Source organism: Spirosoma pollinicola, from assembly GCF_002831565.1.
GTDB lineage: Bacteria > Bacteroidota > Bacteroidia > Cytophagales > Spirosomataceae > Spirosoma > Spirosoma pollinicola.
In genome coordinates this window covers 3140125-3154179 of record NZ_CP025096.1, presented here as the reverse complement: position 1 = coordinate 3154179, position 14055 = coordinate 3140125, and the positions used below count along the sequence as shown (strand labels likewise).

At 47.5% G+C, this 14055-nt stretch carries 8 protein-coding genes and 1 pseudogene; 1 reads left to right on the top strand and 8 read right to left on the bottom strand.

Going from position 1 to position 14055, the window contains the following annotated elements:
- Positions 1-29: 29 nt before the first annotated feature.
- The 7 genes and pseudogenes from CWM47_RS13185 to CWM47_RS13150 all read right to left on the bottom strand — a co-directional run bounded on the left by CWM47_RS13185 (position 30) and on the right by CWM47_RS13150 (position 10725).
- Positions 30-692, bottom strand: a complete 663-nt coding sequence (locus tag CWM47_RS13185) for an HAD family hydrolase (RefSeq protein WP_100988425.1) — start codon at positions 690-692, stop codon at positions 30-32.
- A gap of 112 nt (positions 693-804) precedes the next feature.
- Entirely contained in the window at positions 805-3222 is a 2418-nt protein-coding gene (locus tag CWM47_RS13180) for an endonuclease MutS2 (RefSeq protein ID WP_100988424.1), read from the bottom strand.
- 121 nt (positions 3223-3343) lie between these two features.
- Positions 3344-3781 (bottom strand): annotated as a pseudogene (locus CWM47_RS39180) (PIN domain-containing protein).
- Positions 3778-3984, bottom strand: a complete 207-nt coding sequence (locus CWM47_RS13165; protein WP_100988422.1) for a hypothetical protein — start codon at positions 3982-3984, stop codon at positions 3778-3780. Before CWM47_RS13165 ends, CWM47_RS39180 begins: the two are co-directional and overlap by 4 nt.
- 67 nt (positions 3985-4051) lie before the next feature.
- Positions 4052-5257: an AGE family epimerase/isomerase gene (locus CWM47_RS13160; RefSeq protein ID WP_100988421.1), complete on the bottom strand. Its 1206-nt coding sequence runs from the start codon at positions 5255-5257 to the stop codon at positions 4052-4054.
- A 345-nt stretch (positions 5258-5602) separates the two neighbouring features.
- Entirely contained in the window at positions 5603-7339 is a 1737-nt protein-coding gene (locus CWM47_RS13155) for a RagB/SusD family nutrient uptake outer membrane protein (RefSeq protein ID WP_100988420.1), read from the bottom strand.
- Between the two features lie 95 nt (positions 7340-7434).
- Positions 7435-10725 (bottom strand): SusC/RagA family TonB-linked outer membrane protein, encoded by a 3291-nt coding sequence (locus CWM47_RS13150; RefSeq protein WP_100988419.1) that lies wholly within the window; start codon positions 10723-10725, stop codon positions 7435-7437.
- A 407-nt stretch (positions 10726-11132) separates the two neighbouring features.
- Here CWM47_RS13150 and CWM47_RS13145 point away from each other — a divergent pair, with 407 nt between their 5' ends.
- On the top strand, positions 11133-12692 hold the full coding sequence (locus CWM47_RS13145) for an NFACT RNA binding domain-containing protein (protein WP_317046731.1): 1560 nt from the start codon (positions 11133-11135) through the stop codon (positions 12690-12692).
- Positions 12693-12779: 87 nt separating this feature from the next.
- On the opposite strand, the gene CWM47_RS13140 is transcribed toward CWM47_RS13145, so the two are convergent.
- Positions 12780-14003 carry a glycosyltransferase family 1 protein gene (locus tag CWM47_RS13140; RefSeq protein WP_100988417.1) on the bottom strand — a complete coding sequence of 408 codons (1224 nt, stop codon included), beginning with the start codon at positions 14001-14003 and terminating at the stop codon, positions 12780-12782.
- Positions 14004-14055: the final 52 nt, after the last annotated feature.

Genomic DNA, 14055 nt, shown 5'->3' with positions numbered 1-14055 from the left:
AAAGTACGGTTTGAACGCATTTAATCCTGTTAAAAAACCTTAACCAGTTTTTCCAGGCGGTCGAGCGTCATGTTGGTGAAGTCAACGGCAACGTCGTCAACAAAAGGATAAAGTTCGTCAGCCGATTGTGTCGTGGCCATACCAACAACCAGAGCACCCGATGCCTTGGCGGCCTGAATACCCGTCATAGAATCCTCAAAGATGATACTATCGGCTGGTTCAACACCAAGCATGGTCATCGCTTGCTGATAAATTTCGGGGTCGGGCTTCGGATGGCTCACCATGCTTTCGTTGAGCAGCGCATCGAAATACTGGCGAATGTTAAGGGCATCCATCACAAAATCAAGGTTTTCGACGGGTGCCGAGGTCGCCACTGCCGTTAAAATATTAGCGGCTTTTAGGGCTTGCAAAAAAGGGATCAACCCCGCTATAGGTGTGATAGCAGAGCGGTATAAGTCCCGAAACAACGCTTCTTTTTCGTGAGCCAGCCGTGCGGACTCATCGGCGGTCAGGGCTTTTCCAGAAAAAAGGTGGCCCAGAATATCATTGTTGTGCTTACCCGAAACATACTGGACAAAGTCAGCGTCGCTCAGCGTTTTGCCGTAGCGTTCGTAATATTCCCGCCAGGCAATGCGATGATGTGGGTTTGTGTCGACAATAACCCCGTCCATATCAAAAATTACAGCTTTCATAGTTTATCGTTTACAGTATTCGGTTTATGGTAGGCTGTAGCACGTGACCCTACAGATGAAAGGACATATGCCTGTCAGCTCACCGTAAACCATAAACCGAATACCAACTACCTTATTTCATTTTTATAATCGTTACGCCCGCACCACCCCGGTCGGCGTGTTCGTCTTCCATTTTGCCTACTTGTTTGTAGCCCCGCAGGTGGTTACGCACGAGGGTTCGCAAAATGCCGTCGCCTTTTCCGTGAACGATGCGGAGTTCAGGGTAGCCGAGCATCAGGGCATCGTCGAAGAACCGATCTACCTCTCCAATAGCCTCCTCGCCCCGTTTACCCCGAATGTCGAGGTTGAAACTGAAGTTCTGCATCTTCTCGTTCATATCGACTCCCTGACTACGAGGGCGGTCGTCTCGTACGTCGGTCGCATCTTTGAACGTTTTCTTGCTGACTTTTTCAAGCCGACTCAGCTTTACGTTCGATTTAAGGTCGCCAATACGAATCTCGGCATCTTTCCCGCGCAGGGATAGTACCTCACCAATTGTATTCTGACCGATAACCCGAACATAGCTACCCGCCGAAATTATGCCGTTATCCTTTTCAAACTCGTCTTCGACTGGTTTTGGTTTTTCGATGATTACGGGTTCGGGTTTCAGCTCTTTTTGCTCAAATCGTTCCAGCTCCTGCCGAATTTGCTTTGTCGGTTCGCGCTCGGCCTTACTCTCCTTAATCTCCCGAATCGTACTCTCGATCCGTTGATTGGCTTCCTGCACCAATGCTTTGGCCTTCTGCTTGGCGTCGTTTACGATCTGCTTCTGCTCATTATCCAGACGGGTTTTAAGCGCCGTATACTCAGCAAGTTGTTGGGCGAGTTTGCGCTGGTTGATCCCGATCTCAATGTTCTTTTCCGAAAAAACGCGCTTCTCGATATCAAGCTCTTTCAGTAACTTCTCAAAATTCACCTGCTGGTTGCCAAGCTTCTCTTTTGCTTTGTCAATTACGCCTTTGGGCAAGCCAATTTTCTGCGCTATCTCAAACGCAAATGAAGAACCAGGTCGACCAATTTCCAGTTGGTAGAGCGGTTCAAGGTGTTCGCCGTCGAAACGCATAGCCCCATTGATCAGCCCCGGCGTTTTGTCAGCTACTACTTTCAGGTTGGTATAGTGTGTATTGACCACGCCATAGGCCCCCGATTTATTGAGGTCTTCCAGAATCGACTCGGCAATAGCCCCGCCAAGTCCCGGCTCCGTTCCCGTACCAAATTCATCAATCAGGAATAAGGTTCGCTTGTTGGCACCGATCAGGAATTGCTTCATGGCCGTTAAGTGCGAGGAATACGTACTCAGGTCATTTTCCAGCGATTGCTCATCGCCAATGTCGATAAACAGATTCTGAAAAACGCCCATTTCGGCAAAGTCGGCCATAGGCACCAGCAAACCACATTGCAGCATGTACTGAATGAGGCCAATGGTTTTCAACGCCACCGATTTACCCCCGGCATTTGGGCCGGAAATAATCAGGATGCGGGCTTTCTCGTCCAGCCGGACACTTAACGGAACGACTGTTTTTCCCAGTTTTGAAAACGACAAATACAGTAACGGATGGCGGGCGTTGGTCCAGTTAATGAACGGGCGCTCATGCAGCTTGGGCATGATGGCATCCAGCTGAATCGCCAGCTTTGCCTTGGCACGGATAAAGTCGATCTGTGCCAGAAAATTAACGGCGCGTTTCAACTCTTCCAGATGGGGCCGAATCTGGTCGGTGAGGGCAAGAAGAATACGGTAAATCTCGCGCCGTTCTTCATACTCCAACTCCCGTATCTCGTTGTTGGCATCGAACACTTCGGCTGGTTCAAGATACACCGTCTGACCCGTTTGTGATTCATCGTGAACAAACCCCTTGATCTTCCGTTTGTGTTCAGCCGCAACAGGAATTACGAGCCGTCCACCGCGCACGGTGAGGGAAAGATCATCCGGCATCCATCCGTTTTGTCGGGCATTTCGGATAATGCTGTCGAGCCGTTTGCGAAGGTTGGCCTGTTCGCCAATAATTCGCCGACGAATGCTGCCTAACTCTGGGGAGGCTGAATCGCGGATATGTCCGCGGTCGTCGATGACCCGTTCGAGGGAATCGGTCAGTTTTTTGTCAACCGCTACGGGGCCGGCCAGTTCACGCAGAAAAGGAAAGTTATTCTCTTCTTCCCGTTTCGACAGGAAGCGCAAACAGTCCTGAATGGTTCGCAAGGCCAGCTTTACGTCGAAAAACTCAGTTTCAGTCAGCGCAAGTCCCTCCACGCGGGCGCGGCCCAGATGGGGTCTGATATCAATGTAATTACTGGTTGGGAAGTCGGGTTCGTATTGAACAATCTGCTTGAATTCCGTTGTTTGGCGAAGCAGTTTGTCAATTAACTGAACATTATCTGTGAAGCGAATTTTTTCGACATAATCCTGACCCAGTGGACTGACGCAGGCCTCTTTTAGTCGTTCACGGATGGTATTGAATCCTAATTTATTTTCTAAGGTATTGGGATAAAGCATTATGTAGAGCCATCGTCGTCAAGTAGGCCGATGGAAAAGAATAGGCTAAAGTTATGATACCTGCCAACCCAACCGGGAGGGCGCTGTATGAATAACAGCAAGGGAGGGGAGTGGGTTCTTTTTACACGCCGTATTCAAGCAATTGGCTCGTTGAGATGAAATGATCATATCCTACCTTCTTGAGGCCATCCATCATTTGGCGATCACCTGTCCAGAGAGGGGCATCGAGATGGATTGCTAATGCTAGATACGGTATGTCATTTGGGTCTATTTTTTCCAGTAACTTGTTGGCTTGTTGTCAGCACGCGAAGGGAATATAGGCTTCATTGATAAATTCAATGTGGCTCGAAAATTCGTATAGTAAGTCAATTAACACGTCGTCATCAAGACCGCTCAGCTGCTTGATACGTTCTTTGTGTTTAAATAATTCGATTTGAATAAAGTGGCAACTGACAAATCGCACGTTTACTGGTGGATTTATCAGAACAGATGCCGCCTTGTTTCCTGCTGAGATAAGCGCACTAAATACGATGTTGGCATCTACAACTACTGAAGTCATTGTAGAAACCGTTGTTTATTTTTAGACCACCAATCAGAATTGACATCCTGAGCTAGTGCTGCTGCCTGTTCATCTGTTCCCTTCCGGCTAGCCAGCAGATTCTGTAAACGAATCTGCTTAAGGAGCTTTTCGAGAACCCTGGCATCAACATCAGCTACCGGGATTTTTATAATGTATTGATCGTCTTGCTGAAGTATTTCCATATGGAAAAATACATAATTGTTCGATTAATTGCAATGAAGAACCAGGCGTTGACAATACTTCGACGTCTTAGTGCAGATGCTCCAGTCGTTCCAGCATTTCGAGACAGGAGCGGCTATTGTGATAAGGGCACTTCCACATACTGATTTTGTCAGTACCTAAAATGGTATGCTCGGCGGTGACGCCCAGATACCATTCGCCGTTTTTGAGGTCGAGCAAATACTTTTTGATGAACTCCCAGCTTTTGACAGACTTATCTAAAAATGCTTTTTCGTGCGTGAGTTGATAGGCGTTCATAAAACCAACCATAGCCTCTGCCATAACCCACCACGACCGTTCTTTGTTGAGGTGGCCATCGGGTTCCAACTCATAGTTCATGCCGTTATCGACCGGGTCAAAGCCGGTAGATGCAGCGCGTGCCATATTTACCCCAATATGCCGAATTGCTTTCTGTAGCGGCTTATCTGATGAATTTTTTGCTGCCAATAGATCGGCGGCTTCGGGCAACAGCCAGGATGCCTCAATGTCGTGCCCATAGGAAATTGCTGTTCGTCTGATTTTCCAGTTTGTATCCATGAACAGATTCATGCGGTAGGTTTTCGGGTCAATGATATGAATTTGAAACATGTGCAACATGCCCCGCATTTGTTCGGCAACGGACTTGTCGGACCACACTCGATACAAACAGGTAAAAGCCTCCAGAATGTGGAGGTGCGTGTTCATCGTCTTTATTTCCTGATTATCGTATTTGCTGATGATGTAATCCTTTGCCGGTGACCAGTCGCGGGCGAGTGCTTCGACAAAGCCGCCTTTTTTTTCGTCGTAGGCATGCTTCACCATTTGTTGAAACACGTCTTTGGCTAATGCAAGGGCAGGAGCGGAGTGGGTGGCATGGACATACTCACTCAGCCCATAGAGCGTAAATGCTTGCCCATACAAATGCTTGAGGGTATTTTTCGGCTGGCCGCTGGCATTGACAGACCAGTAAACGCCCCCGTGTTGCGGGTCAATAAAATGCTGGCTTATGTATTGAAACGCCTGATCGGCAATGGGGCGGTAATCTTCGTGCTGTGTATGCCGAAGGGCCGCCGAGAACGACCAAAGTATCCGGGCGTTCAGGACGATACCTTTTTCGGCACTTGGGTCAGGTTGGTTCTGGTAATTAACCCGGCCATAGAAACCGCCATGCTCAGGATCGGGGGCGTAGCGTTGCCAGTAGGCCAGAATATCTTTGTGTTCCTGCCGGAGTTCAGCGCGAAGTTGGTTCAGATCCATGAGTTATGGATAATTTTTAATGGATAATGCAGAATGGATAATGAGTAATGAAGTTCACAGTTCTAAAACATTACTCATTATCCATTCTGCATTATCCATTAAAAATTACTTACGGCTGTCGCTGTGCCTGGAATGACCGTGTCCACCACGTTCATCGGCGAGTTCCTATTTGCTTTTAAAATCATCAGAATCTGGTTGATCTGTGGTTTTGTGATCTGCCATGACTTTATCTGATTTTTGAGTAGGGTATAAATATGGCCACAGAAGCAAATGATTTTCAACAAAAACGCCCATACTGCAAAGCAGTACGGGCGTTTTATAATTTTGATACGTAAAGCAAATCGCTTAGTATCCAGGGTTCTGCGTTAACACGCTTTTGCCCTGCGAGTCAATTTGCGTCTGTGGAATCGGCAGGTATTCATCTTTACCTGTGGTGAATTTGGCCCCCGTGTAACCAACGGGCAGCAGCTTGCTTTCATAAGCAATAAAGTTATTCAACACGGTAGCAGCCGTGCCCCAACGAACCAGGTCATAGAACCGGTGACCTTCGCCAGACAGTTCCAACTTGCGCTCGAATTGAACTGCAGTCCGGGCCGCTTCTTTGCTAGCAAAAGAGGTATACGTACCGATCTGGTAGTTGGCAGCAGGAGCACCGGCAGCCGTTTTTACATAAGCACCAGTTTTGGCACGTGTGCGAATCTGGTTTACATACGATAAAGCGGTAGTCAGGCTACCCACTTCTACTTCACATTCAGCCGCCATTAGCAACACATCAGCGTACCGAATGATGTTGTAGTTGATAGCCGAGTAACCATCTGTCCATGAGCTACCATCAGTCAGGGATTTGTCTTGTGATTTATAGAAGACAAACTTGATCGGTGAATAAGGACCTGCGAAGGTTTGGTCACGAATCCAGTCAAGACCTGGGTGAGCCTGCCAATCCAGATAAGGAATGCCACGGCGACCTAAAGACCAATCCAAACGAGGATCAACCGGACCTGCGTCTGGTGTGAAAGGAGCACTGGAGGCAATACCCTGGTCGGTTTTTAACTGATTGGCAGCCGAGTTGTATGAACCGTCCAATAATGGAAGACCATTGGCATCTACCCGGAACGAGTTAGCCAGTTCGAAGCTAGGTGCAAAGAATCCGCAGCAACCAGCCGGACCGTTCGATCCCGTGTTGTAAGGGAAGTTCAAAACCAGGTCAGGGTTGGCGTTGTCTGAATTACCCGTGTTAGCAGCTGCCTGAATGGCGAAAACCGACTCCGAACTGTTATCCTTAGCCGCATTGAAATTATCCTGGAAGTTAGCTACCAGTGCATATTTCTTGCCATCCGAGGTTACGCCACTGGCAATAACCTGATCGAAGAGGGCTTTGGCAGCCGCGTATTTCTTCTGATACAGCAATACTTTGGCCATATAAGCCGTAGCGGCCCATTTGTTGGCCCGACCTACAGCTCCCTGGCTTACTGGCAGGTTGGTTTGGGCATAAGTCAAATCGGCTTCGATGTTCGACCAGATGTCAGCACTGTTTGGTACAGCTTCGATCCCTGTTCCATAGTCTTTGGTTTCATCAACATAAGGAACCATGTTGAAAGCTCGTTTCAACTCGAAGTAGTAGTGAGCACGCAGGAAACGAGCTTCGCCCGAAATCCGTGCTTTGTCGGCTGCGGTTACATCTGAACCAGCCGAAGCCAATGAGCGAAGCGTCGAATTACAACGAGAAATGCCTTCATACATGGCATTCCACTTTGCGTTCACCTCACCACTGGTTGGCTGAATGCCAAATGTCTGGAAAGGGGTCAGGGCGTTAAAGTCACCCGAGTTAGAGCCTTTGTTGGCATCGCCACCCGAAACGCTACCCCGCACCCAGTTGAAGGAACTGGCCGATTGCGAAAAGCCACGGGCGTTAAGCTGGGCATAAGCGCCAATCAGCAGCCCGTCGAGACCAGCTTTTGACGTTAACTGAGCACCGGACAATTGGCCGGTGGCAGGCACGTCGAGGAATTTATCTTTACAGGCAAACGTAGCCAGCATCAGCATGGCGGTAGCTACGGTCCCCTTTGTAATCGGATTTTTCATAGTGCAATTTGCCTAAGAAATGAGATGAGTTTGAGTTTTGGACGAGAGGGTGTTGGGCTTGTGTTAGACTCGACACCCTCTCGTGACTAAATATTTTAGAAACCGAAGCTTAAACCAACGTTATAGCCGCGTTGAACAGGGTAGTTACCCACGTCGATACCAAAGTTGGTATCAGCCGATCCACCTACACCTGGATCTAAGCCCGAGTATTTGGTGATGGTGAACAGGTTGGTAGCCGATGCCGAGATACGCAGACGGCTCAGGTTCACTTTGCTCAACATAGCTGCTGGGAAGGTGTACCCTAAGTTCAGATACTGCATCCGACCATACGAACCGTTTTCTACGTAGTAAGAGTTAGCCTGGGTGTTGGTGCTGAAGTTCGACGCACTTTCGAAAATAGGGACGGTTGTGTTGGTATGCGTAGGCAACCACGAATCTTTTACACGACCACCCATTGCAGCACCCGTAAATGATGGGTAGAAATCCGTGAACCAACGTTGGTTGTTAAAGATTTTGTTACCCAGCGATGCATAGAGGTTTGTGTTCAAATCGAAGCCTTTATACTTCAGCGTCAGCGTGATGCTACCCGTGAATTTCGGGATTGGATTGCCCAGGAACGTACGGTCATCCGCATCGATTTTGCCATCGCCGTTGAGGTCCTGGTACCGGAAACGACCTGGACCAGCTCCATCCTGCGTTGGCGCAGCAGCTACTTCCTCTTTGCTGTTAAACAGACCAATTACGTTGTAGCCATAGAAAGACGACATTGAATAACCAGGCTGGTTACGAACAGCAGCAGTGCTCAGGCGAGTACCACCTCCTGTGAAATAAGGAACCGATGGGTCAATAGCGGTGATTTTGTTATTCAGGAAACTGGCAATGCCCGTTACTTCATACGTCAGATCACCCGAGAGAGTACCACGGTTTGTTATTAAGAGGTCGATACCTTTGTTCGACATACTCGCCACGTTTTTGAAAGGAGCAGCAGAACGCACACCAACCACACCCGGTAGCGATAATTGATAAAGCAAGTCTTTGGTATCTTTCTGCCAGAAATCAAGTACTACTTCTAACTTGTTGTTAAAGAATGCGCCATCAATACCAATGTTTGAAGTAATACTGGATTCCCATTTAGCCGCCGGGTTGCCAATCTGACTCCGGTTGAAACCAGAGTTGATCGAACCGTTGGTACCCGCAATGTCATAGCCTTGTCCGGCACCACCACCGTAGAGGTTATACTGGTTAGTAGCACTTAGCCCGTTTGAGTTACCCATGATACCATAACCACCCCGAACTTTCAAATCCGATACCCAGGGAAGGTTCTTCATGAATTCTTCAGACGATAGACGCCAGGCAGCCGATACAGCCGGGAATACCCCATAGCGGTTAGCAGCAGCAAACTGAGACGAACCGTCGCGACGGATAACACCGGTCAGGATGTACTTGTCATTGTAGGTATAACGAGCCTGTGCAAACAACGAATAAAACTTGTTGCCTAAGCCATAGCCGCTGTTTACCTGACGAGTTGCGCCTGGTGTTGTTGTGCCAATGGTTACATAGTTAGGGTCGGTCGAGAACGGATTCTGACCTGAACCATTGATGTTACGACCTGCTCCTGTATTCAGGGCTTCGATACCACCTAAAGCAAATACGTCATGACGACCAAACTTCTGTTTGAAAGCAGCCGTGTTGGTAAACGTCCAGGCTAAACCATAGCCCGAACCTTCGCTGTATGTATAAGTCGTATTGTTCTCCGAGTTTTCGTACTGTACCCGACCGTAGCTGTTGAAGTAGTTACTGAAATACGTACCACCAATGCTGCTGCGCAGGGTTAACGATGGGATCACATCATACTCCAGGTAGGCATTACCGAACCCAAAGATGTTGAAGTTGCCATTGTTGGCGTTTGCCTGACGGTCAGCAACCGGGTTACGTGGGTTGTTGAAGCCCGGAGCAGCCGTACCCGCATAACCACCGAAGGAGTTATAGATCGGGATGATTGGGGGCATCCGGAAGGCAGACAATACTTCGTTTTCATCTGACGATGAGCTGGAGTTATTATTTGTACTGTTACCAAGTTGGTTACCTACTCCACCCAAAACACCTTTGTTAGAGATATAGGCAAGCTGGAAGTTTTCGCCAAAACGCAATTTCTTGGTAATGTCGAATTCGGTGTTCGTGCGGAGCGTATAGCGAGAAAAATCATTGTTTGTAATGATACCCGCTTGTTTCTGCATGGCGAGACTCACATAGAATCGGCTGGATTCAGTGCCGCCTGAGAAGCCAATAGAATGGCGCATCATTGGAGCCACACGAGTGATAGCACCGTACCAGTCAGTACCCGCTTTGTTCGACGGGATAACGTTATAAATGGCACCGTTAGCTGAGTTAATATTGTACTTAGCGGCTTCAGCGGTTAAATCAACGGCCGATGCAGCTAAACCTGAACGGCTCCCTACCAGAAGATAGTCTGGTAAAACAGGTGTTAAGCCCGATCCATACTGACCACCGGCAATACCTGCAAAGCTGCTGGCGTCTGGTGTTTTACCAGCCTGAAACAGGTCGTTCTTACGCGCCTGCCAGGACCAGTCAGCCTGCTCCTGTGGATTCAGGATAGGAAGGCTTTTGCCTGGATCAGTAGCACCGAACAAGCCATCATAGCTAACGCTCAACTTTTGTGCCCGGCGCTGACCTTTCTTGGTAGTCAATACGATCACACCCGAAGCAGCACGCGCACCATAAATCGAAGCTGAAGCGGCATCTTTCAGAACGGTCGTACTCTCGATGTCATCCGGCGATAAAAACGCGATGTTCTGAGTTGGCACACCATCCACTACATATAGCGGCTGGTTACCATTGAATGAACCAAAACCACGTACACGAACTTGGCTTGACGTACCAGGCTGTCCGTTGGTGATTACCGTTACCCCGGCCACACGGCCCTGTAACTGCTGTTCAACGTTGGCCGAAGGAACAACTTTCAATTGAGCTGGTTTTACTGTCGAAACAGCGCCAGTTACGTCCCGGCGATTTTCAGTGGAGTACCCCGTTACAACAACTTCACTTAGGGCAGTGGCGTCGTCTTCGAGCGTTACGTTTGCGGTGGTACGATTACCGACCGTAATTTCCTGGGTTTTGAAGCCAATTGCAGAAATAACTAACACCGGATTCGCACCCCGGATGTTTAAGGTATAGTTACCTTCAGCGTCAGTTGCAGTACCCGTCTGGGTGCCTTTTAGCACAACGTTGGCGCCTGGAACAGGGCCATCAGCGCCGGTAATTTTACCCGTCAAACGACGGTCCTGGGCAGAAGCCGTAAGGCTCCACAGTAATAGGACTGTACCCAGAAAAGCGGTCTGCAGAAACCTGTAGAGCGATGCTTTCATGAAGATTAGGTTGGTTTTATAATGAATTAAACAGAACAATATTATGTCGATTAAATTATATTTCAAAGGCAAATCGTAATAAATACGTTAAACTAACATTATTAAAAGCGTACTAATTGTATGAATAGTTATATGTTTAATATGATTAATTGACTGACTTTCAGTTATTTATGATGACGTATATACCCTTGATATTAAATTACTCATAATGTTTATGAGTAATATTTATTTTCAACTTAAAAAATATTAAAAAGTCTCCTCAACCTTCCTAGGTGTACTTTTGGATTATTATGCATACAAATTATTACTTCCTTCGGCAGCTTGCTTCAGTTCTTGAATTGCACTTATTGAGTAGTTCTACGGGAACCTTAAATGATACCACTAGATATACGTCTGGCTTGCGTTTTATGGAGTGTTTTAGTCAGGATCGTGACGAAGTAGTGCTGGTATTTGCACAGGCGAGGGGAAAGCTCAATTATTATAAACCTTTTCACATCAAAGCGATGCTTCGACCTGATTTCTCCGGGTTGATGTTTCCTGATGCTGTACAACGGGCGCGAACGAACAGTGTCGATCTATTTAGCTCAGTTGTTGGAGAACCCGGTAAGGAGCGGTCGGTTTTAGGTGTTCGCTCCTTCCTGAATGAGCGTTGTCTGGCTATATTATTAGAAGATAATTTTGCCCTGGTGTTCAAGTTTTTTGGTAACCGGCCTAATCTATTAGCCTTTCATGGCAATCAGGTTGTTGATTTATTTAACCGTCAGTTGGCAACCGACGAACAACTCATATTCAATGCATTTGATCGGCCCATCGATCAATCGTATGAAGCCTTTGAACAAGCTCATTTCGACCGACGAAAATTATTCCCAACTTTTGGTAAGGTAGTAAATAGATGGATTGACGAACAATCCGAAAAACAGGGCATTGAGAGCGGAGGGAAAGAACAATGGGCAGTTATTCAGGAGGCATTACGGCAGATGGATCAACGTCAATACCATCTGATTCGGCTAGACCATAAACCAACGCTTAGTTTACTGCCTTTTGCTGAACAGGCGGGCGATCCACCACCACGAACGTTTACTGACCCGATTGAAGCGGCTAATCGGTTCTTTATTGCTTTTAATGGCCTATCGACCTTTGAGCTTGAAAAGGCTAACCTGCTGCGATTAATTGAGAAGCGCAGAAAACGGGCTGAAGCCCAAATCGAGATATCGATGCAGCGGCTCATGCAGAGAGAGGAAGGAGCAAGCCACGAAGAAATCGGGCATATCCTCATGGCGAATCTGCACGACATACCGTCCACACCCAACGTCAAGTCTCCGGAACGGCTGACCTTGTTTGATTTTTACCGCGATCGGCCGATTGAGATTAAACTCAAGCCGGACTTGACGCCACAAAAAAATGCTGAGAATTTCTATAGAAAGGCTAAAAACGAAAAGATAGAGGAACAGCACTTAAGTACACAAGTGGTGGGTCGCGAGGCAGAGTTAGCGCGCATTGCTCAACAGAAATCCGATATAGAGGCAATACAAACGTTAAAGGAACTGCGTCGTTATATAAAACAGCACAATTTGCTGAGTGAAACCGTACTGCCCAGTACTGGTGAAGTGGCTCCTTTGTTTAAAGAGGTGATGTATGGAGGCTTTCGTATTCTAATTGGCCGAAATGCGAAGAACAATGATTTGCTCACTCAACGGTATACCTATAAAGACGACCTCTGGCTCCATGCCCGTGATGTTACGGGCTCCCATGTAGTCGTGAAATATAAAGCAGGCAAAACGTTTCCTAAAAGTGTGATTGAGCGGGCGGCTGAGTTGGCGGCTTGGCATTCCAAACGACGGACAGATAGTCTTTGCCCTGTCATTGTAACACCTAAAAAGTACGTTCGCAAGCCAAAAGGGTTGGCTGAAGGCCAGGTACTGGTCGAGAAAGAAGACGTCGTGCTGGTCGTCCCAAAGGGGGAGTAAGTTGGTACGTAAAATAAGTCAGTAAGTGGCTGTCACGAAAGCAACACTCGTGCGGCAGCCACTTGCTGACTTATTTCAGTTATTAACTTATTGATCTACAACAACGCTCATCTGCGCCTTCATCAGTCGGTTCATTTCGTTCCATGTGTGATCCCATGAACTTTCATTAAGGAAAGCATCGATAGCCGACCATCCACCCGAGTTGCCTGAATTCCGAGCCGCAAGCGCCTGATCGATTGCTACCTCAAATGTTTGGGCTGAATCGGCAATCTGAACATAGTCTTTTGCACCATACATACGTATTACATCCCGAATGGGTGTCGAGACCACGGGCAAACCAGCCGCCAGATACTCAGGTGTTTTTGTTGGACTAATGAAGCGAGTCGACTCGTTTAGTGCAAAAGGCAGGATAGCTACGTCCCAGTTACTGAAGTAAACAGGTAAATCCTTATAGTTTTTCATGCCCAGGTAATGCACATTCGGACTATTCGGAAGTAGAGCCCGGTCGATTTTTACGATAGGGCCAAGCAAAATGAATTGCCATTCCGGGCGACGTTGGGCAAGTTCACCCAACAGTTTATAATCGAACCGCTCGTCGATAACACCGCTGAAGCCAATTCTTGGATTCGACAACATGCGTTGATCAACGGGATCAGGTTGAGGTTTTCGCGCCAGTGCAAAATGGGAAAAGTCAATACTGCTTGGAAACGCAAACACATTTGGATGTCGGTTTTGCTTCGCTTCATATAAGCTGTAACCACCCGTAAAGAGAACCCCGGCTTTTTGAATCAATCGTTTTTCCTGATTCAGCAATTGTGGTGGAGCTCCCCAAAACGCCGACAGTTCGTCCATGCAGTCATAAACCGTCAATTTAGGCTGCAGATGGTCGCTAAACAACAGCGCCATTGGTGTATAATACCAGGCAACAAATGAATTAATGCGTTCTTTAGCGATGAACTCATCGAGAAGCTGCCGTTGAAGGCGAATGACTTCGTCGGGTTGGGTTCCATGCGGCAGATGGGGCACAAGAACGGTTAGCCGCTCGCCTTGCTGACAACTGCTCATATAGAGCCTATCGCTCCAGATAGGCTCTTCGATAAACCAAACTTTATAGTTTTTGGCGGCCCGAGTAAGCAGATGTTGTGGACGTTGATAAACGAAATTCCAGCGTAAATGCGAGAAGCAGATTAAATCAGAAACATCGTTGGCTGGGGAGTCGAAAACAGACTTATTGGAATAGGAAGAGGCAGTTGATGAGATAGATAAAGTGTCGTCATTGCCTGAACCATGCGTTGAATTTGGTACTTTCATAAATATAGCTGGGAATTATATGTAAATAGTCTGCTCATCAGTTGACCAGACT